The organism is Salinicoccus hispanicus (assembly GCF_009831115.1).
Lineage (GTDB): Bacteria > Bacillota > Bacilli > Staphylococcales > Salinicoccaceae > Salinicoccus > Salinicoccus hispanicus.
The window spans coordinates 99,461-117,140 of the sequence record NZ_WUUK01000002.1; the positions used below are offsets into that span (position 1 = coordinate 99,461).

Below are 17,680 nucleotides of genomic sequence, written 5' to 3' on the forward strand. Positions count from 1 at the left end.
AATTTTTGGTACAGTATAACATACATATGATGCGACTTCGGGTATATTTAAGTGACATTATTCGCAATGAAATGTCTATTTATGCCATTGATAATTATGGATGATTATGGCATCATTGAACAAGTAAATCATATATGTTGTGTGTAAATTTTTCATAAGACACAACATATTGTGTTTAATTCCCCTGGCAAAGGTGTAAAGAAAATAAGGTACAGTATTATGATTGTCGGACGCCGGTTCGATTATTTTATTTTGCCAGAGTAAGGATAAGGGGGGATGGCATGCTGATTGCATTCTATTCCATGACTGGAAATGTGAGACGTTTTATCACAAATTCCGGAGTGGCCGAGCAACATGATACTTATGAAATCCGGGCGGCCAACTGCCGTGAACGCATCCGTGAACCGTTCATACTTGTTACAGGCACCTACGGTTTCGGTGGTGTACCGGACGAGGTGAAATCGTTCCTTGAAGTGAACCACGAATCCATGATTGCGGTCGCCTCAAGCGGCAACCGGAACTGGGGACAGAACTTTGCGCGTGCAGGGGAACATATCAGCAACGACTATGGAGTACCATTGCTGATGAAGTTTGAGCTCCATGGGAATAAAAAAGACAGAGAAGAATTCATTGAGAAGGCAGGGGCTGTACATGAAAGTATTGGACGAGAAAAAATACAATCATATTGAACTGAACAACGAAGTGACGAAACGCGATGATACGGGTTTCTATCAGCTGCATAAGGACCAGGAGGCACTGGCAGTATTCATGGAGGAGGTTCAGGATAAGACCATTCATTTCGAAACTGAACTCGAACGTCTCCACTATCTGGTGGATAACGACTTCTACTACAATCTGTTTGATGAATACTCCGAAGCGGATGTATTGGAACTTTCAGCCTATGCTGAGAGCATCCCGTTCCAGTTCAAAAGCTATATGGCTGCGAGCAAGTTCTTCAAGGACTACACACTGAAGACCAACGATAAGAAACAGTATCTGGAAGACTACAAGCAGCACGTTGTCATTGTCAGTCTCTATCTGGCAAGAGGAAACAAGGCGCAGGCGAAGCGTTTCATCATCTCCATGATTGAACAGCGCTACCAGCCGGCAACCCCCACATTCCTCAATGCAGGGCGCGCACGCCGTGGAGAAATGGTATCCTGCTTCCTGCTTGAAGTGGATGACAGCCTGAACTCCATCAACTACATCGACTCTACAGCGAAGCAGCTGAGCAAGATTGGTGGCGGTGTCGCCATCAACCTGTCCAAACTGCGTGCACGTGGAGAGGCGATCAAAGGCATCGAAGGCGTTGCCAAAGGTGTACTTCCGGTAGCGAAAGCACTTGAAGGGGGATTCGGCTATGCCGATCAGCTGGGTCAGAGACCTGGTGCCGGTGCAGTCTACCTGAATATCTTCCACTATGATCTGCCAGAGTTTCTGGATACCAAAAAAGTGAATGCGGATGAAGATCTCCGCCTTGCAACAATCTCGACTGGACTTGTCGTCCCATCCAAATTCTTCGACCTGGCAAAAAACAATGATCCGTTCTATCTGTTTGCACCGCATACCGTCGAGCGTGAATACGGCCAGTCATTGGATGATATGAACCTTGACGAAATGTATGATGAGCTCGTAGCAAACGATAAGGTGAAGAAGCGCGAGATGGATGCGCGTGAGATGCTGAACACGATTGCACAGACACAGCTGCAATCCGGCTATCCATATATCATGTTCAAGGATAACGCCAACAAGGTGCACCCACTGAAGGATATCGGACAGATCAAGATCAGCAATCTCTGTACTGAAATCTTCCAGCTCCAGGAAACATCCACGATCAACGACTATGGTACAGATGATGAGATCCGCCGTGACATCTCCTGCAACCTTGGCTCATTGAACATCGCCAATGTCATGGATTCCGGAAAAGTACGCGAATCCGTGCATGACGGCATCGAAGCATTGACCGTCGTCAGTGACGATACTGCGATCGCCAATGCACCAGGTGTCAAAAAAGCGAATGATGAGCTGCATTCCGTCGGTCTTGGTGCAATGAACCTCCACGGTTACCTTGCAAAGAACAAGATCAGCTACGAATCCGAAGAGGCGAGGGACTTCGCCAACGTATTCTTCATGCTGCTCAACTTCTACTCTCTTGAGAAATCAATGATGATTGCCAAAGAGCGTGGCAGAACGTTCCAGGATTTCGACAGATCCGACTATGCAACAGGCCAGTATTTCGAACGCTACATCAACGAAGCGGTGGAACCGAAATCCGACAAGGTGGCAGCCCTGTTTGCCGATATCCATGTACCGACGCGTCAGGACTGGAAAGCACTGTCTGAAGAGGTCATGGAGCATGGACTGTTCCATGCATACCGTCTGGCGATTGCACCGACGCAGAGCATTTCCTATGTACAGAACGCAACAAGCTCGGTCATGCCGATTGTGGATTCCATCGAGCGCAGGACATATGGCAATTCCGAAACATTCTATCCGATGCCGTTCCTGTCTCCTGAGACAATGTGGTTCTATAAGAGTGCATTCAATACCGACCAGACGAAGATCATCGACATGATTTCAACAATACAGCAGCATATAGATCAGGGTATCAGCACCATTCTGTATGTGAATTCCGACATCTCTACAAGAGAACTCGCCAAACTATATATATACGCTCATCATAAAGGGTTGAAATCCCTCTACTATACAAGGAACAAACTGCTCAGCGTGGAAGAATGCACAAGCTGTTCCGTATAATCAATCGAGCGAAGATAAAGGAGTCATGACATGATTGCAGTAAACTGGAATAAAGAGGACGATATGACAAACGTCTTTTGGCGTCAGAATATTTCACAGATGTGGGTGGAATCGGAATTCAAGGTTTCAAAAGACCTTGGTTCATGGTCCAGCCTGACAGAAGATGAGAAGGATACATTCAAAAAAGTATTGGCAGGCCTGACCGGGCTCGACACCCACCAGGCGGATGATGGCATGCCGCTCATCATGCTGCATACACAGGATCTTCGCAAGAAAGCAGTCTATTCCTTCATGGGGATGATGGAGCAGATTCATGCGAAATCCTATTCACACATCTTCTCGACACTCCTGTCATCCAGGGAGACCGATGAGCTTCTGGATAAATGGGTCATTGAAAATGAACAGCTCAAATATAAATCGGATAAGATTGTACAGTACTATCATAAACTGTTCGGCAAAGAGGCTTCCGTCTACGATCAGTACATGGCGCGTGTTGCCAGCGTATTTCTCGAGTCTTTCCTATTCTACTCCGGATTCTATTATCCATTGTATCTTGCCGGGCAGGGCAAGATGACGACAAGTGGCGAGGTCATCAGGAAGATTCTTCTCGATGAATCCATCCACGGCGTATTCACTGGTCTTGATGCACAGTCGCTCAGATCTGAGCTGTCCGCCGAAGAGCAGGCGCGTGCCGATATGGAGATGTACGAACTCATGAAGGCGCTCTATGCCAATGAGGAAGTCTATACGAAATCCTTGTATGATAATCTGGGTCTGACGGAAGATGTACTCAATTACGTCCAATACAATGCAAACAAGGCATTGGCAAATCTCGGATTCGATCCTTATTTTGAAGAGAAGTCATTCAATCCGATCATCGAGAATGCACTCGATACGACAACGAAGAACCATGACTTCTTCAGTGTCAAAGGAGATGGCTACGTCATTGCACTCAATGTCGAGCCGATCCAGGATGAAGACTTCATCTTTGATGAAGTGAAATAGAAACTTTGCATTCCAGGTCCATTGTGGGCCTGGATTTTTTAATGGAGTCGTAAAGCCAGGCAATTGTCTTGACAATTCATATGAATGGCATATGATTGAGGTAGAGTTTTTCAACTGAATACAATCGTTCTTTCGGGGCAGGGTGAAATTCCCAACCGGCGGTAGGCCATATGGCGAGCCCGCGACCTGCATCATCTTTCTGATGATGTGGCTGATCCAGTCGAAATTCTGGAGCCGACAGTGAGAGTCTGGATGGGAGAAAGAATTGCAGAACATACGATATGGATAAGTCTGTTTGATTTATCCAGCAAAGTAGGTTTTATTCAGCATTGCCTGACAATGCTTATTTCTGCATATATTTTTAAGCGCCGATGGATAACAATTCATCGGCGTTTTTTATATTCAGGAGGGAAAAACTTGAACCGATATATGAATATGGCGTTCGAAATGGCCCGCATGACCGTAGGCCAGACAGGAAAGAATCCTGCAGTCGGCGCCGTTATAGTGAAAGAAGGAAAAGTAATCGGAATGGGAGCGCACCTTGGCTACGGCAAGCCGCATGCAGAGCGGCAGGCACTCACAAGTTGCAATGAAAATCCGCAAGGTTCGGACATCTATGTCACTTTGGAACCATGCTCCCATTACGGAAAAACACCACCGTGCACAGAAGCGATTATTGAAGCGGGAATCAGCAGAGTATTTTATGCATCCAAGGATCTCAATCCGAAAGTGAGTGGCCACCAGGTACTGATGGATGCAGGCGTGCATGTGGATCACACGCCGGACGTGGCCATCGACCGGTTCTATGCACCTTTCTTCAGACATCTCGGGTCCGGTCGACCGAATGTGACCTTGAAGTGTGCCATCAGTCTTGATGGCAATCTGGCGCTTGACGATGGTACAAGCACATGGATCACCGGCGAGGCGGCCCGCTCTGACGTTCATCAGGAACGTCATCTGCATGATGCGATTCTGATCGGCGGCGGTACGCTCGTGCATGATGATCCTAAGCTTACAGCAAGAATCGATGGTGGCGGGGATTCACCGGTGCCGGTCGTACTGCTCGGCCACCAGGAGCTGTCTGCCGGACAGCTGATCCTGAGCCATCCGAAGCGGCCGATCATCTATACGGCAAATGAAGCAAACTTGAAGCACAGTGAAAACTGCGATGTCAGGGTTGGGGAATGGACACTCGATGTCATCCTGGATGACCTCTATGCAAAAGGCATCTCCTCTCTATTTGTAGAGGGTGGTGCCACAGTGCTGACATCGTTCATAAAGCAGCAATTGTATGACCGGATATTGATATACGTTGCCCCGAAAATATTCGGTGAATCGAGGCATGCATTATATAGGGAGCAGATTTCGTCAATGGAGGAAGTCGTCCAGTTCGAATTGATTGATGTTGAAAAGCTCGGGTCGGATCTTAAATTAACTTATGGAAAGGCTTGAGCACCATGTTTACAGGTATTATTGAACAGATTGGCAAAGTAAGGGAAGTACAGGATACAGGAGAGCATACGGTATTTGAAATCACCACAGGTGTATTTGATGATCTGAAACTTGGAGATTCGGTCAGCGTGAACGGTACATGTCTGACGGTGACCCGGCTGACGGATGATGCCTTCACAGTGGAGATGGTCAATGAAACGAAGCGGGTGACGAGCCTGGATGGTGTGAGTGCCGGCATGCCGGTCAATCTGGAGCGGGCGCTGACACTCAACACACGTCTTGGTGGGCATATCGTTTCAGGCCATGTGGATGGCACAGGTGAAATCGTGAACATCCATGACGATGGCAGTGCGATTGTCATGCATATTGCGTGCCCTGCATCTCTGATGAAGTATATGGTGCACAAAGGGTCGGTGACAATTGATGGCATCAGCCTGACCCTGTTCGACGTGAATGTGGAGACTGCGGAAATCATTCTCAACCTGATTCCTGAAACACAGGAGCGGACGACACTCGCAGGCAAAACAGTCCACGACCGGGTCAATATTGAAGCGGATATGCTGATCAAACACGTGGATCACCTGCTGGGCTTCTCCGATTCAATGAAAGACAATCCAATTGCAGAAGTGGGTGATCGACATGTTTGATACGATTGAATCTGCTGTAGAAGATCTCAGGCAAGGGAAGCTGATCATTGTAGTGGACGATGAGAACCGTGAAAATGAAGGCGATCTGGTCGGTATTGCAGAATACATCAGCGCAAGCGAAGTGAATTTCATGGCGACACATGGACGGGGGCTGATCTGTACGCCGGTGACTGCTGAAGTCGCAGAAAGGGCAGGGCTCAATCCGATGGTGAACAACAATAGCGACCCGCACGGTACAGCCTTCACGACTTCCATCGATCACGTATCGACAACGACCGGCATCAGTGCACATGAACGTCATGCGACGATGCAGGCACTGACTGCCAGGGATACTGGTCCGGCAGACTTCAATGCGCCGGGTCATGTATTCCCGCTACTGTCCAAAAAGGGCGGTGTCATAGAACGCATGGGCCACACTGAAGCGGCGACAGATCTTGCGCGCCTTGCCGGTGCTGTACCGGTTGGTGTAATATGCGAGATTATGAATGACGACGGAACCATGGCGCGGCTCGATGATCTGGAGAAATACAAGGAGACGCACGGGCTCAAAATGATTACGATAGAAGACCTCAAGAATCATATGAAAAAGCACTCCGGTGTCACTCTGGAGAGTACCATCCAGCTTCCGACAGACTATGGCAGATTCAAGATGTACGGATTCGTCGATAATGATACGGGCAAGGAGCATCTTGCTTTGGTGCATGGCGAATTGAAGCAGAATGTGACAGTCAGAATCCACTCGGAATGCCTGACAGGTGATGTATTCCATAGCCAGCGCTGCGACTGCGGTGAACAGCTCGAACGGGCGATGCGCATCATCAGCGAACAGGGTGGTGTCATCCTCTATATGAGACAGGAAGGCAGGGGCATCGGTCTGATGAACAAGCTCAAGGCATATGAGCTGATCGAACAGGGATATGATACTGTGAGCGCAAATGAACATCTCGGTTTCGATGCCGATCTAAGGAAGTATGATGTGGCGGCAGAAATGCTGCACCAGCTTGGACTGGATGAAGTGACCCTTCTCAGCAACAATCCGAGAAAGATCAAGGGTCTCGAAGAAGAAGGCATAAAAGTGAATCGCCAGAGCCATATCATCAAGGCCAACGTCAGCAACAAGGATTATTTGAAAACGAAAAAAGACAAACTCGGACACATGCTCTAGGAGGAAAAACATGAATAGAATAGATACGAAACTGATCGGTACAGACCTTAAAATTGCGATTGTTGCAGGCAGATTCAACGACTTCATCACATCACAGCTCGTTTCAGGTGCAGAAGGTGCGCTCATCAGCCATGATGTGGATACCGAAGACATCGATCTCGTCTACGTGCCAGGTGCTTTTGAAATTCCACTGGCTGCGAAAACCCTGGCCGAGTCCGGCAACTACGACGCGGTCATTGCGCTCGGCTGTGTCATCCGCGGCAGTACGACACATTATGATTATGTATGCAACGAGGCTGCGAAAGGCATTTCCCAGGCTGGACTCCAGACAGGCAAACCGGTCATGTTCGGCATCATTACAACTGAAAACATCGAGCAGGCGATAGAACGTGCTGGAACAAAAGCAGGGAATAAAGGTGCTGAAACAGCACTTGGAGCCATAGAGATGGCCAACCTCATGAAAAAAATACGCTAGAAATGAAGAGCCGATATCCATCGGCTTTTTATTTTGCCATGGATTTGCCATAATTACTTCAAACAACCGTCAATAAACGAAAATTCAGCAGATGCTTTTTCATGCTATGATTTTAGATATGATAAAAAGGGAGAGGGTTATGTGAAGTTGAGACTATTACTGCCTGCTGCCGTTCTGGCCATGGGAATCATAGCGGGCTGCAGCAATGAAGAGGAACCGGCGGAGATGAATCACGATCACGCAAGTGAAGATGAAGTGAGGTCTCTCGAAGTGGATCTTGAAGTGCCTGAAACAGCTGCATCAGGAGAAACGGTTGAATTTACAGCCCATGTCCATTCAAACGGTGAAGATGTGCCGGATGCAGATAGTGTCATGTTCGAAGTGCTCCAGGGCGAAGAAAGTCTTGAAAAGATTGAAGCGGAACATGATGAAAATGGGAACTACACAATCGAGCATGCATTTGACGAAGCAGGTACGTATACAGTCATCTCCCATGTAGATGCATTCCAGCTCCATACGATGCCACAGAAGGATATTACTGTGGAATAACCATGTCTTTCCTTCCGGATGCTGATTATTGTAATGAAGCCCTGTAGGGTTTACAATATATATAGAAACTGGAAGCATAAATCAGGAGGAAAACATGAATTTGCAGGATAAAACTTATATTGTATCAAATGCTGTGACAGCGCTCGGAAAGGAACTCTCCATGCATCTGGCGCAGCGGGGTGCAAACGTCATTCTGGCAGGTACTGAGCATGTGGAACTGGACAACCTCCTGGAGGCTATCCAGAGCAGTTCGGAAGGGAAGCACAAGGTGGTTCTTCTGGAGCAGTCGAAGGAAATCGACTGGTTGGCTACTGTGGAAGAAATTGAGCAGGATCATAGCACATTGAATGGTATTATTCTCGTACATACCATATTCACAGAGAACCGTTCTGTCTATGATGTTTCTTTTGATGAATTCAATACGGTGATGTACGAGCATGTATGGGGGACCTATTTGGGAATCCGTACGCTGAGGCCATTGCTCAAGGACGGCAAGGACGCAAAGATCATCAACGTCATCGGCCCTTCGTTCGAGGATGTATTTGAAAGAAACCTGTATTATACCGTCACAGGTGCAATCGAGGCATTGACGCATTCCACTGCTATTGAGCTGAGGAAGGAAGATGTGGATGTCTACGCGCTGAGCTATCGTCCGCCATTCGGCGATGATGAGTCTCCAGAACGTACAAATCTGCAGGCAATCGACAAAGTCATGACGATTCTTACAGGTTCGGAAGATATCCCTACCGGAAACACCCTCATCATAAATTAATAACAAATAGTGTCAGCTGATTTTCAATCAGGTGGCATTTTTTTGAATTCTTCTTTTATTCTCTTGAAAAAAACAGTATGGCATGTATAATTGGGAGTATGATTATCATTGATAATCATTATCAGTTAAGGTGGACCACTATGATACATAAACTTTTCAGGCTGGACATCATGATTATATTATTGATTGTGTTATCCATCATCTCCATGTTTGTAGGGGTTGTTGAGGTTTCTCCAAGAGACCTTTTGAACCTCAGTGAGAATCAAAAAAATATTATTATTGAAAGTCGGTTTCCGAGAACTGTTGCGATCATCATCGCAGGTGCTTCTCTTAGTGTATGCGGATTGATCATGCAGCAGTTGACAAGAAATAAATTCGTTTCGCCAACAACGGCAGGTACTATGGACTGGGCTCGACTGGGGATTCTGCTTGCTCTGATGTTCTTTCCAACAGCGAACCTGCTTGTAAAGTTACTGTTTGCTTCTGCTTTAAGCCTGGCGGGGACACTTCTTTTCATGCAGATCATACAGCGTGTGCAATTCAAAGATGTAGTCTTTGTTCCGCTTATTGGACTGATGCTCGGTAATGTCGTGTCAAGTGTAGCAACATTTCTCAGTCTGAGAACAAACTCTGTACAGTCACTTTCAAGCTGGATGCAAGGGGATTTCTCGATTATCATCTCCGGACGCTACGAAGTCCTGTATATAAGCATTCCCTTTCTGATTATTGGTCTGCTCTACGCCAATCAGTTTACAATCGCGGGTATGGGAGAAGATTTCTCGAAAAACCTTGGATTGAATTATAAACGTGTAATCAATATAGGTTTGCTCATCACCGCAGTAATCACTGCGCTTGTTGTTGTAACAGTAGGAATGCTGCCGTTCCTCGGCCTTATTATTCCGAATATTATATCAATATTCCGTGGAGATCACTTGAAGAATACAATTCTTCTCACCGCAGTACTCGGTGCAATTTTCGTCATGCTATGTGACATTCTCGGTCGTCTTATCATATTTCCCTATGAGATATCGATTGGGTTGATGATTGGGGTCGTCGGGAGTTTCATCTTCCTGATCATGATATTCAGGAGAGTGAAATCGAATGCTTGATAGGAAAAATAACCGGCTACTACTTATTCTGACTGCTATTACGCTATTGATTGGTGGATTCTATATACTCTACCAATTGAATTTCAACATACTGTACTACCAATTGCCTTCCCGTCTCAACCGGGTGGCTACAATGCTCATTGTCGGAACAGCGATTGCAGTCTCTACGGTGATATTTCAGACGATAACAAAAAATCGTATTCTGACACCTTCCATTATGGGATTGGATTCAGTCTATCTTTTTATACAGACACTCATCGTATTCATTGTAGGCACCCAATCATCGCTTCTGACCAACGGTTTCATCAATTATGTGATCAGTATGCTCGCTCTTGTCGCATTTACAGTACTCGTTTTCAGGTACTTGTTCAAGCTCACCGGCAGCCACGTATTCCTACTGCTGCTTATCGGGATCATACTCGGTACTTTCTTCAGCAGTCTGTCATCATTTATGCAGATGCTGATCAATCCGGATGATTTCCTGATTCTGCAAAGCTCGATGTTTGCATCCTTCAATGCCATCAACGAGTCATTGATCTGGATCACTGGTACCATTGTACTGCTGCTGTTGATCATTGTCCTAAGAGATTTCCATTCTCTCGACGTCATCGCACTAGGCAGGGATCATGCAATAAACCTCGGGATCAACTATGACAGGAAAGTTTCCCAGTTGCTGCTCATTATTGCGGTTCTCGTATCCGTTTCGACCGCTTTGGTCGGACCAATCATGTTTCTTGGTCTGCTCGTCGTCAATCTGGCACATCAGATATTCAAGACGTTCAAGCATCGCTACCTGCTTATCGGCAGTACGCTCATATCAATGATTACATTGCTCATTGGTCAGATGCTGACACAGTATGTATTCAAACAGGCAATTGAAATCAGCGTCATCATCAACCTGGTAGGCGGAGTGTACTTCATCATATTAATGCTTAAGGAGAGTCGAAGATGATAGATCTTAAAAGTATCTCAAAAATTTACGGCCAAAAGAAAGTTGTTAACGATGTATCCGTATCAATCGCTAAAGGAAAGGTCACTTCATTCATTGGGCCGAATGGTGCTGGAAAGAGCACCTTGTTGTCCATGGTGACACGACTGCTTGATCAGGACAGTGGCGATGTGCTGCTTGAAGGGGAAAACATACTTCAAGCACCAAGTGACAAGCTTGCAAAAAAAATCGCTATTTTAAAACAATCCAACAATCTGGATTTAAAAATTACTGTGCGTGAACTGATCAGTTTTGGCAGGTTTCCATATTCCAGGGGCAGACTTACACAAAAAGACCATGAGATCATCGATGAAGCGATCAGCTATATGGAACTTGAACAGTTTGAAGAACGCTATATAGATGAACTATCGGGGGGTCAAAGGCAGCGTGTCTATATCGCCATGACCATCGCTCAGGATACCGAGTATATATTCCTGGATGAACCACTTAACAATCTTGATATGAAACACTCTGTGCAGATCATGCAGATATTGAGAAGGCTGGTAAGAGAACGGAATAAGACTATCATCATCGTTATTCATGATATCAATTTTGCATCATGCTATTCCGATAACATCGTGGCCATGAAAGATGGTGAAGTCGTCATCAGTGGCAGTAAAGATGATGTCATTCGTAAAGAGATTCTTGAAGACATCTATGAGATGGATATCAATATAGAATGTATTTACGGACAACAGATCTGTGTCTACTTTGATGAGCATCAGGATGCATCTGTGGATGATTTCATTGAAGATCAGGCGCAAGTTCAAATACGTGCTTAAACACGATCGACTTCATTTAAGGAGGTGATGGGAGCCTATCGGATATATGAATGTTTTTAGTGGGGGCTGAAAACACACCAAAGGAAAGAGGAATGGAAATGAAGAAATTTTACTTATTGATTGCTGTAATGATGATTATGGTAATTGCGGCATGCGGTAATACAGAAGAGACTACAGAGAGTACTGAAGCAGAGGCAGGAGAGACTGGGACAGTATCTGTAGAGAATAATTTCATGGTCTCAAGTGAAGCTTCAGATGGAGAAGAGTCTGAGGAAACAGTATCAGAAACAATCGAAGTACCATTGAACCCTGAAAAAGTAGCTGTATTTGACTATGGTGCACTTTCGACAATTAAAGAATTAGGTGAAGCTGAAAGTGTTGTCGGTTTGCCTAAAGGAGATGGCGGAAGTACACTGCCAGAAGAACTGGATGAGTTTCGCGGAGATGACTACGAAAATCTTGGCGGGCTGAAAGATCCGGACTTCGAGAAAATTGCTGAATTACAGCCAGATCTCATCATGATTTCTGGGCGTCAGGCGACAGATACCATCATTGATGAATTTGGTAAGGCAGCGCCGGATGCACAAGTCCTCTTTGTCGGTCCCTCCAGTGATAACTACTTTGAAGAAATCAGGCATTACACTCAAATGATTGGTGATATCTTCGACAAATCGGATGAAGCAGAAGCTTTGATTGGCGAGTTTGATGATAAGATCGAAGAAGTGAAACAAAAAGCTGAAAATACTGAAGAAACACTTCTGTTTGTCATGGCAAATGAAGGTGAACTTTCTGCCCATGGTCCAGGGGGCCGTTATAGTTTCCTCTACGATGAACTCGGCTTCAAGACAGTAGATGAAGAGATTTCAACAACCCGACACGGTCAGGCGATCAGCTATGAATATATCAACGATAGGAACCCAGGCATCATTTTGGCATTGGATAGAGGCAGTGCAATCGGTGGGGAATCCGCTTCAAGCACTGTTCTGGATAACAATGTTATTCAAGATGTAGATGCCATCAAGAATGATCGAGTAATCGATTTGAACGCTCAATTGTGGTATCTTGCTTCAGGTGGCATTGTTACAACAATTGGTCAACTTGAAGAAGTGGAACAGGCACTTGAGCAGTAGATGAATACGAAAAGGCCCATCATTATGATGGGCCTTTTTTGATGGTATTTAGATCTGGCGTTCGGAACGTCTATGCAATGGTTCGCCGATTATTCTGACTTCACGATTGAGCTGGACGCCGAACCTATGATTTACAGTGTCCTGTACGTATTCGATCAGCGCTTCGTAGTCACCGGCAGTACCTTGATCCACGTTCACCATGAAACCGGCATGCTTCTTGGAAACTTCGACACCCCCGATGCGGTACCCCTGCAGTCCGGCTTCCTGGATGAGTTTGCCGGCAAAGTTGCCGGGTGGTCTTTGGAATACACTGCCGCATGAAGGGAATTCCAATGGCTGCTTTGTTTCCCGACGTTCTGTCAGATCAGCCATACTTCTTTCAATATCAGCAATCTCCCCCGGTTCAAGCTTGAATTTCGCTTCAACCACTACATATCCGTTGTCCTGGACGACACTCTTACGATAGTCCAGCCCTAGGTCTGCATTACTCAATACAGTACGCTCTCCGGTTTCGTCCAGTACGGTGACTTCAAGCAGACAGTCCTTGACTTCTCCGCCATAGGCACCAGCATTCATATACACAGCACCACCGACACTTCCGGGTATGCCACACGCAAATTCCAGTCCGGACAGGGACAGATCCCTGGCATAGTTTGAAACGTCGATGATGGCCCGGCCGCTGCCTGCAGTAATTACATTCTCCGACTCATGGAGATCATCCAGTTCGAGCAGGTTCAGCACGATGCCACGAATCCCTCCGTCCCGGATGATGATGTTTGATCCATTACCGAGATATGTTACCGGTATACCGTTTTTATGACTATACTGCAGGACACGGGAGGCATCTTCAATATCGTGGACTGTGATATGGATGTCAGCAGGCCCTCCGGTTCGAGTGTATGTATATTTTTTCAAAGGTTCATAAAATTTGATTTCAGAATGGTTCAGTAAAGATTTCAGATCTCGTTCAATTTGAGTATGATTCACTATAATGTTTCCTTTCAAAAGAAAATACTTAACACTATTATAAGGGAATCGCCGGTCCATTGCCAATTGAAGTTATGTCCGTTGTGAGGATTTAGGATGTATGCTATATTTTGTTTAGCAATTTGAGCAGGGTGTGTGACTATAATACAATGAAAGTGTGACTTTCTTTGCATAGAAAAATATTGATGAATGGTATCCTTATGGTCATTTTTGCGATGCTGGCTGCCGGTTGTGGCTCTGGGCTTGATGAAAACTTCGAGGACTATATGGCCAGTATGGAAGAGGTTCATGCACTGGATACTGAATATGAAAACAAGATGGCCGAACTGGATATCGATAGTCTGCCGGAAGAGGTCTCTCCTAGAAATCCGGATATCAATCTTGAAAAACTGACAACGATCAGCGAAGCACTGGATCAGGAAATCATGCCGGTGATTACACAGATGAATGACAAGGTGGGCAATATCGAAGTTGTGGATGATCAGCTGGTTGATCTGCATGATACTTATAAGGAAAGCCTTGAAGTCAAACAGGATTTTGTCCAGGGGTTGAATGACTATGTCGAAACATACGCCTTCTCTGTCAGATCAAATGAAGAACTTATACAGCTGAGCCAGGATTTTATGGACAATCAGAGAGAGAGGGATGAAGTGATCGATGCGGCCAGCAGCGGGATGGAGACCGAAGAAATCGATTCGATCATTTCACAGATCAATGAGAACAGTACAGAACTGGAAGAAGAATCTGAAATTCTTCAGCTGGATGAGTCACAGGCTACCAAGATGGCGCATATTGATAATACGCTGCTGCCATTGATCGACAGCCATATCGAGACCCTCAACCAGATGAACCTTGATACGGACAGTGCTGTGCGTGTACGCAGTCTGACATTGGAGATGTACTATGGTTTCAGGAAATACTATCAGGAACGGAAGAATACAATGCAGTACAACAACCGGCTGCAGGAATTGCAGCTGCAGAATATATTGCCGTTGCGTGAAACATATGAAGAACTGGATCAGGAATACAATGTCCAGATAGAAGAAATAGAGAGCGAACTGTAGGTTCGCTCTCTATTTCTTCTTGGGATTGTTATTGGGTTGCTGCTCGTTCATCGGGTGGTTCGGATCCTTCTGGACCTTTGATATGAACACATTTCTGAGAATTACAGTAGTAATCCAGAATGCAAACACAGCGAGAAGGATGAAAGATACTGTTCTGTTATTTTCAAAATCGAGCATGAACAGCAAAACGACAATCAGCAGGGCTGCATTGATTGTATCGAGAAATGTCCATCTCTTAAGTGATCGATTATTCATGTCATGCCTCCAATCCATGTCATTATACCATAATGCAAAACGTGATTTGCTAAATTCAATGATAAATGATAAGTTATTAACAGTTTAATGAGAAGGTGATGAAATGCTGACGAAAACAACATCGATTGAATCATTTCAAAAGTTGTTGCAAGCGAATAAAGATTTCTTTTTTATGAAACATAGCAGTACATGTCCGATATCGGCCACTGCCTTCGAAGAGTTTCAAAAATTCCATTATGAAAGGGATATGGATGGCTACTACCTGATTGTTCAGGACCATCGCAAGCTCTCTGATTATATTGCTGAACATTTCGATGTCAGGCATGAATCTCCACAGGCTTTCTACTTTGAGGCAGGCAAGCTCAAATGGAGCGACTCCCATCAGAATATCACACTCAATAACCTTTCTTCAGTAGAAGACTAGAACCAGGATTGCTATACGCAATCCTGGTTTTTATATGGGATTGAACATGACACGATTCTGTCCATATTTCTTTGCTGCATGCAGCATATCGTCGGCTTCCTTGAAAAGCATCCCTTTCGTATCCGAGGACACGGCCTGGTAGGCGATGCCTATAGATACTGTCAGATGGACTGTTTCCCGATCGCTGATGTGAAAGTGTGCCCGTTCCACGCTGTTCCGGAGAGCTTCCGCAAGCCTCACAGTCTTGTCGAAGGAAAGGTCCGGTGTGATCATCGAGAACTCCTCCCCACTGCTTCTGAACAGCATGCCGCCGTTTGGGACATAGTTGTTCAGAAGGCTGGCCATCTGCCGGATCAGTGCATCTCCCGATGCATGGCTGTGCTGTTCATTGATCAGGCTGAAATTATCGATGTCGACGAGCAGGAGACTGACCGTACTACTTTTGTCCAGCATCTCTTCCACGCTGTTATCAAGTGCCTTCACATTTCCCAGCTGGGTGAGAAAATCCTTGTATTCTTCCTCTTCGTAACGCTTCAGCAGTCCCAGTATCTTATTGATGTCTTCATACATCATCATCGCAAAAAACATTACGATTGTACTTGCCAATATGAATATCGTCACCTGAAAAAGGGTGAGCGGCTGGATGAATAAATGGATATTCAACCCATATAATGCCGTGAACATGATGACTGCAGCAGTAAGTTCCTTCAGTTTCTGAAAGTTGAGAAACGGCAGTACCAGCATGATCAGTACATACAGTATTAGAAATACAAGGTAGGGCTGCCAGTCGAAATTGAAGATCAGATGGTGGAATAGAAAGACGATTCCCACTGAGATGATCATCAGATAAGGCACACTGTATTTGACAAGAATGAGCAGTGGAATGAAATAGAGGCTGAAGGTTATGCCCTGGATCTCAATCGGCACCATGAGCAGAAGCACTGACAAGGTAGTCATCAGCAGTGCCTGGAATATATCGGAATCGATGATTCTCCGGTCTTCCAGATACTGAAGGCGATGGAACAAGTATATGCCGCTGATGGTTATTGATATATTAAGTACAAAATCAATGAGCATATACTATCTCCTCCTGTCCTTGCTATTCCAGTTCCAGATTCTGGCGCATTTCATTCCTTACTTGATTATAGGAGTCATCATCCGGCAGGAAGTACCATAGTCCATCATCCAGTCTCTGGTCCGTTCCTTCAAGTGTCAGACGTTCAACGTTGCGGGCTGGCTCCTGATAGTTTGAACGTAAGGCATTCAGTTCACCGAATGGGACATCCGTTCTTACATTATCGGATAGCACACTAAGCACCGAATTGAAATTGGTGATGGTTTGAAGGCTTAATATTTCCTGGGCAATACTCTGTACCACCAGCTGCTGTCTCATCTGGCGTCCGGAATCACCACCAGCACCTTCTGACTTTCTGCTTCTTGAGAAGGCGAGTGCCATGTCTCCATCCATTTCATATGTCTCTCCTGCTGTAAACTGATAGTCCCCTTGCTGGAAAGTGTCCTGGCTCGTTACAGTGACTCCACCTATGGCATCGATGATTGTTGTGAATCCATCCATGTTGATGGAAACAAAGTGGTCGATTGGCATGTCGAGGAAATTCTCCACAGTACGCATTGCCATCTCTGGCCCCCCGTAGGCATGGGCATGATTAATTTTTTCGACTGTGCCGCGTTCCGCGATTTCAGTCCGCGTGTCCCGTGGAATACTTAATATTTTCCCCTGATCCGTATCCGGGTTCAGTGTGACGACCATGATCGTATCGGAACGCTGTCCCATCCCGCTTTCGTTACGTGCTTCATCATCATCAGTTCCAAACAGGACAACAGAGATTGAATCCTCATTGTTGAAGCTGACATCCGTTTCTCTCAATTCCGAAGTGGAGCTGGCGAATCCGTCATCAAATACCTGATTGGCCGCACCTTTCAACTGGAAGTACACATAGGCGATAATTCCTGCAAATACGATGACTGAAACGAGAACCACTGCGATCAGGACCTTCAAAGCAGGGTGCATTCGTTTTTTTTCTATTCTTTTCATTATAGATCTCCTTTGGCATAGTGACATAATTATACAACGAATCGGCTGTCAATGAAAAATATA

The 17,680-nt window shown here is 45.5% G+C and carries 19 protein-coding genes and 1 riboswitch; of the genes, 15 read left to right on the top strand and 4 right to left on the bottom strand.

Annotated features, from left to right (window positions below; translation table 11 throughout):
* Window positions 1-281 precede the first annotated feature (281 nt).
* The 13 genes from nrdI to GQ671_RS05490 all read left to right on the top strand — a co-directional run bounded on the left by nrdI (window position 282) and on the right by GQ671_RS05490 (window position 12,831).
* Window positions 282-689 carry a class Ib ribonucleoside-diphosphate reductase assembly flavoprotein NrdI gene (gene nrdI / locus GQ671_RS05430; protein ID WP_160653877.1) on the top strand — a complete coding sequence of 136 codons (408 nt, stop codon included), beginning with the start codon at window positions 282-284 and terminating at the stop codon, window positions 687-689.
* Window positions 652-2,757 carry a class 1b ribonucleoside-diphosphate reductase subunit alpha gene (gene nrdE / locus GQ671_RS05435; RefSeq protein WP_160653880.1) on the top strand — a complete coding sequence of 702 codons (2,106 nt, stop codon included), beginning with the start codon at window positions 652-654 and terminating at the stop codon, window positions 2,755-2,757. The genes nrdI and nrdE overlap by 38 nt, the downstream gene beginning before the upstream one ends.
* Window positions 2,758-2,787: 30 nt before the next feature.
* A complete protein-coding gene (gene nrdF / locus GQ671_RS05440) occupies window positions 2,788-3,762 on the top strand; it encodes a class 1b ribonucleoside-diphosphate reductase subunit beta (protein WP_160653883.1) in 975 nt (324 codons plus the stop codon).
* 124 nt (window positions 3,763-3,886) lie between these two features.
* Window positions 3,887-4,030, top strand: a riboswitch (FMN riboswitch).
* 149 nt (window positions 4,031-4,179) lie between these two features.
* The gene (ribD, locus tag GQ671_RS05445; RefSeq protein WP_246153174.1) at window positions 4,180-5,214 is read left to right on the top strand and encodes a bifunctional diaminohydroxyphosphoribosylaminopyrimidine deaminase/5-amino-6-(5-phosphoribosylamino)uracil reductase RibD; all 1,035 of its coding nucleotides are present in this window, start codon (window positions 4,180-4,182) and stop codon (window positions 5,212-5,214) included.
* Window positions 5,215-5,219: 5 nt separating this feature from the next.
* Window positions 5,220-5,861 (top strand): riboflavin synthase, encoded by a 642-nt coding sequence (locus tag GQ671_RS05450; RefSeq protein WP_160653886.1) that lies wholly within the window; start codon window positions 5,220-5,222, stop codon window positions 5,859-5,861.
* The gene (ribA, locus tag GQ671_RS05455) at window positions 5,854-7,026 is read left to right on the top strand and encodes a GTP cyclohydrolase II (RefSeq protein ID WP_160653888.1); all 1,173 of its coding nucleotides are present in this window, start codon (window positions 5,854-5,856) and stop codon (window positions 7,024-7,026) included. Before GQ671_RS05450 ends, ribA begins: the two co-directional genes overlap by 8 nt.
* Window positions 7,027-7,036: 10 nt before the next feature.
* Complete coding sequence (ribH, locus tag GQ671_RS05460; RefSeq protein ID WP_160653891.1) at window positions 7,037-7,501, top strand: 6,7-dimethyl-8-ribityllumazine synthase; 465 nt, start codon at window positions 7,037-7,039, stop codon at window positions 7,499-7,501.
* 141 nt (window positions 7,502-7,642) lie between these two features.
* Window positions 7,643-8,050: a FixH family protein gene (locus GQ671_RS05465; protein WP_322789460.1), complete on the top strand. Its 408-nt coding sequence runs from the start codon at window positions 7,643-7,645 to the stop codon at window positions 8,048-8,050.
* Between the two features lie 94 nt (window positions 8,051-8,144).
* Entirely contained in the window at window positions 8,145-8,822 is a 678-nt protein-coding gene (locus tag GQ671_RS05470; protein WP_160653894.1) for an SDR family NAD(P)-dependent oxidoreductase, read from the top strand.
* A 140-nt stretch (window positions 8,823-8,962) separates the two neighbouring features.
* Window positions 8,963-9,931: an ABC transporter permease gene (locus GQ671_RS05475; RefSeq protein WP_160653897.1), complete on the top strand. Its 969-nt coding sequence runs from the start codon at window positions 8,963-8,965 to the stop codon at window positions 9,929-9,931.
* Window positions 9,924-10,883, top strand: coding sequence for an iron chelate uptake ABC transporter family permease subunit (locus GQ671_RS05480; RefSeq protein ID WP_160653901.1), 960 nt, complete (start codon window positions 9,924-9,926; stop codon window positions 10,881-10,883). The genes GQ671_RS05475 and GQ671_RS05480 overlap by 8 nt, the downstream gene beginning before the upstream one ends.
* Window positions 10,880-11,701, top strand: a complete 822-nt coding sequence (locus GQ671_RS05485) for an iron ABC transporter ATP-binding protein (RefSeq protein ID WP_160653904.1) — start codon at window positions 10,880-10,882, stop codon at window positions 11,699-11,701. The genes GQ671_RS05480 and GQ671_RS05485 overlap by 4 nt, the downstream gene beginning before the upstream one ends.
* A 98-nt stretch (window positions 11,702-11,799) precedes the next feature.
* Window positions 11,800-12,831 (top strand): siderophore ABC transporter substrate-binding protein, encoded by a 1,032-nt coding sequence (locus GQ671_RS05490; RefSeq protein WP_160653908.1) that lies wholly within the window; start codon window positions 11,800-11,802, stop codon window positions 12,829-12,831.
* Window positions 12,832-12,879: 48 nt separating this feature from the next.
* Here the strand turns inward: GQ671_RS05490 and murB are convergent, their stop codons facing one another.
* Window positions 12,880-13,818 carry a UDP-N-acetylmuramate dehydrogenase gene (murB, locus tag GQ671_RS05495; protein ID WP_160653911.1) on the bottom strand — a complete coding sequence of 313 codons (939 nt, stop codon included), beginning with the start codon at window positions 13,816-13,818 and terminating at the stop codon, window positions 12,880-12,882.
* 185 nt (window positions 13,819-14,003) lie between these two features.
* Between murB and GQ671_RS05500 the strand changes: the two genes are divergently transcribed.
* The gene (locus GQ671_RS05500; protein WP_160653914.1) at window positions 14,004-14,882 is read left to right on the top strand and encodes an EMYY motif lipoprotein; all 879 of its coding nucleotides are present in this window, start codon (window positions 14,004-14,006) and stop codon (window positions 14,880-14,882) included.
* Between the two features lie 9 nt (window positions 14,883-14,891).
* On the opposite strand, the gene GQ671_RS05505 is transcribed toward GQ671_RS05500, so the two are convergent.
* Window positions 14,892-15,137, bottom strand: a complete 246-nt coding sequence (locus tag GQ671_RS05505; RefSeq protein WP_160653916.1) for a hypothetical protein — start codon at window positions 15,135-15,137, stop codon at window positions 14,892-14,894.
* A gap of 103 nt (window positions 15,138-15,240) precedes the next feature.
* Here GQ671_RS05505 and ytxJ point away from each other — a divergent pair, with 103 nt between their 5' ends.
* Window positions 15,241-15,561 carry a bacillithiol system redox-active protein YtxJ gene (gene ytxJ / locus GQ671_RS05510; protein WP_160653919.1) on the top strand — a complete coding sequence of 107 codons (321 nt, stop codon included), beginning with the start codon at window positions 15,241-15,243 and terminating at the stop codon, window positions 15,559-15,561.
* 30 nt (window positions 15,562-15,591) lie between these two features.
* Here ytxJ and gdpS read toward each other — a convergent pair whose 3' ends face one another.
* The gene (gdpS, locus tag GQ671_RS05515) at window positions 15,592-16,638 is read right to left on the bottom strand and encodes a GGDEF domain-containing protein GdpS (protein WP_160653922.1); all 1,047 of its coding nucleotides are present in this window, start codon (window positions 16,636-16,638) and stop codon (window positions 15,592-15,594) included.
* A gap of 22 nt (window positions 16,639-16,660) precedes the next feature.
* A complete protein-coding gene (locus GQ671_RS05520) occupies window positions 16,661-17,617 on the bottom strand; it encodes an LCP family glycopolymer transferase (protein WP_160653927.1) in 957 nt (318 codons plus the stop codon).
* Between the last annotated feature and the right edge of the window lie 63 nt (window positions 17,618-17,680).

Excerpts from the sequence above, each read along its gene's own strand:
- nrdI (WP_160653877.1), top strand. The coding sequence starts at position 282 with ATGCTGATTGCATTCTATTCCATGACTGGAAATGTGAGACGTTTTATC.
- nrdE (WP_160653880.1), top strand. The coding sequence starts at position 652 with ATGAAAGTATTGGACGAGAAAAAATACAATCATATTGAACTGAACAAC.
- nrdF (WP_160653883.1), top strand. The coding sequence starts at position 2,788 with ATGATTGCAGTAAACTGGAATAAAGAGGACGATATGACAAACGTCTTT.
- GQ671_RS05450 (WP_160653886.1), top strand. The coding sequence starts at position 5,220 with ATGTTTACAGGTATTATTGAACAGATTGGCAAAGTAAGGGAAGTACAG.
- ribA (WP_160653888.1), top strand. The coding sequence starts at position 5,854 with ATGTTTGATACGATTGAATCTGCTGTAGAAGATCTCAGGCAAGGGAAG.
- ribH (WP_160653891.1), top strand. The coding sequence starts at position 7,037 with ATGAATAGAATAGATACGAAACTGATCGGTACAGACCTTAAAATTGCG.
- GQ671_RS05470 (WP_160653894.1), top strand. The coding sequence starts at position 8,145 with ATGAATTTGCAGGATAAAACTTATATTGTATCAAATGCTGTGACAGCG.
- GQ671_RS05475 (WP_160653897.1), top strand. The coding sequence starts at position 8,963 with ATGATACATAAACTTTTCAGGCTGGACATCATGATTATATTATTGATT.
- GQ671_RS05480 (WP_160653901.1), top strand. The coding sequence starts at position 9,924 with ATGCTTGATAGGAAAAATAACCGGCTACTACTTATTCTGACTGCTATT.
- GQ671_RS05485 (WP_160653904.1), top strand. The coding sequence starts at position 10,880 with ATGATAGATCTTAAAAGTATCTCAAAAATTTACGGCCAAAAGAAAGTT.
- GQ671_RS05490 (WP_160653908.1), top strand. The coding sequence starts at position 11,800 with ATGAAGAAATTTTACTTATTGATTGCTGTAATGATGATTATGGTAATT.
- GQ671_RS05500 (WP_160653914.1), top strand. The coding sequence starts at position 14,004 with ATGAATGGTATCCTTATGGTCATTTTTGCGATGCTGGCTGCCGGTTGT.
- GQ671_RS05505 (WP_160653916.1), bottom strand. The coding sequence starts at position 15,137 with ATGAATAATCGATCACTTAAGAGATGGACATTTCTCGATACAATCAAT.
- ytxJ (WP_160653919.1), top strand. The coding sequence starts at position 15,241 with ATGCTGACGAAAACAACATCGATTGAATCATTTCAAAAGTTGTTGCAA.
- gdpS (WP_160653922.1), bottom strand. The coding sequence starts at position 16,638 with ATGCTCATTGATTTTGTACTTAATATATCAATAACCATCAGCGGCATA.
- GQ671_RS05520 (WP_160653927.1), bottom strand. The coding sequence starts at position 17,617 with ATGAAAAGAATAGAAAAAAAACGAATGCACCCTGCTTTGAAGGTCCTG.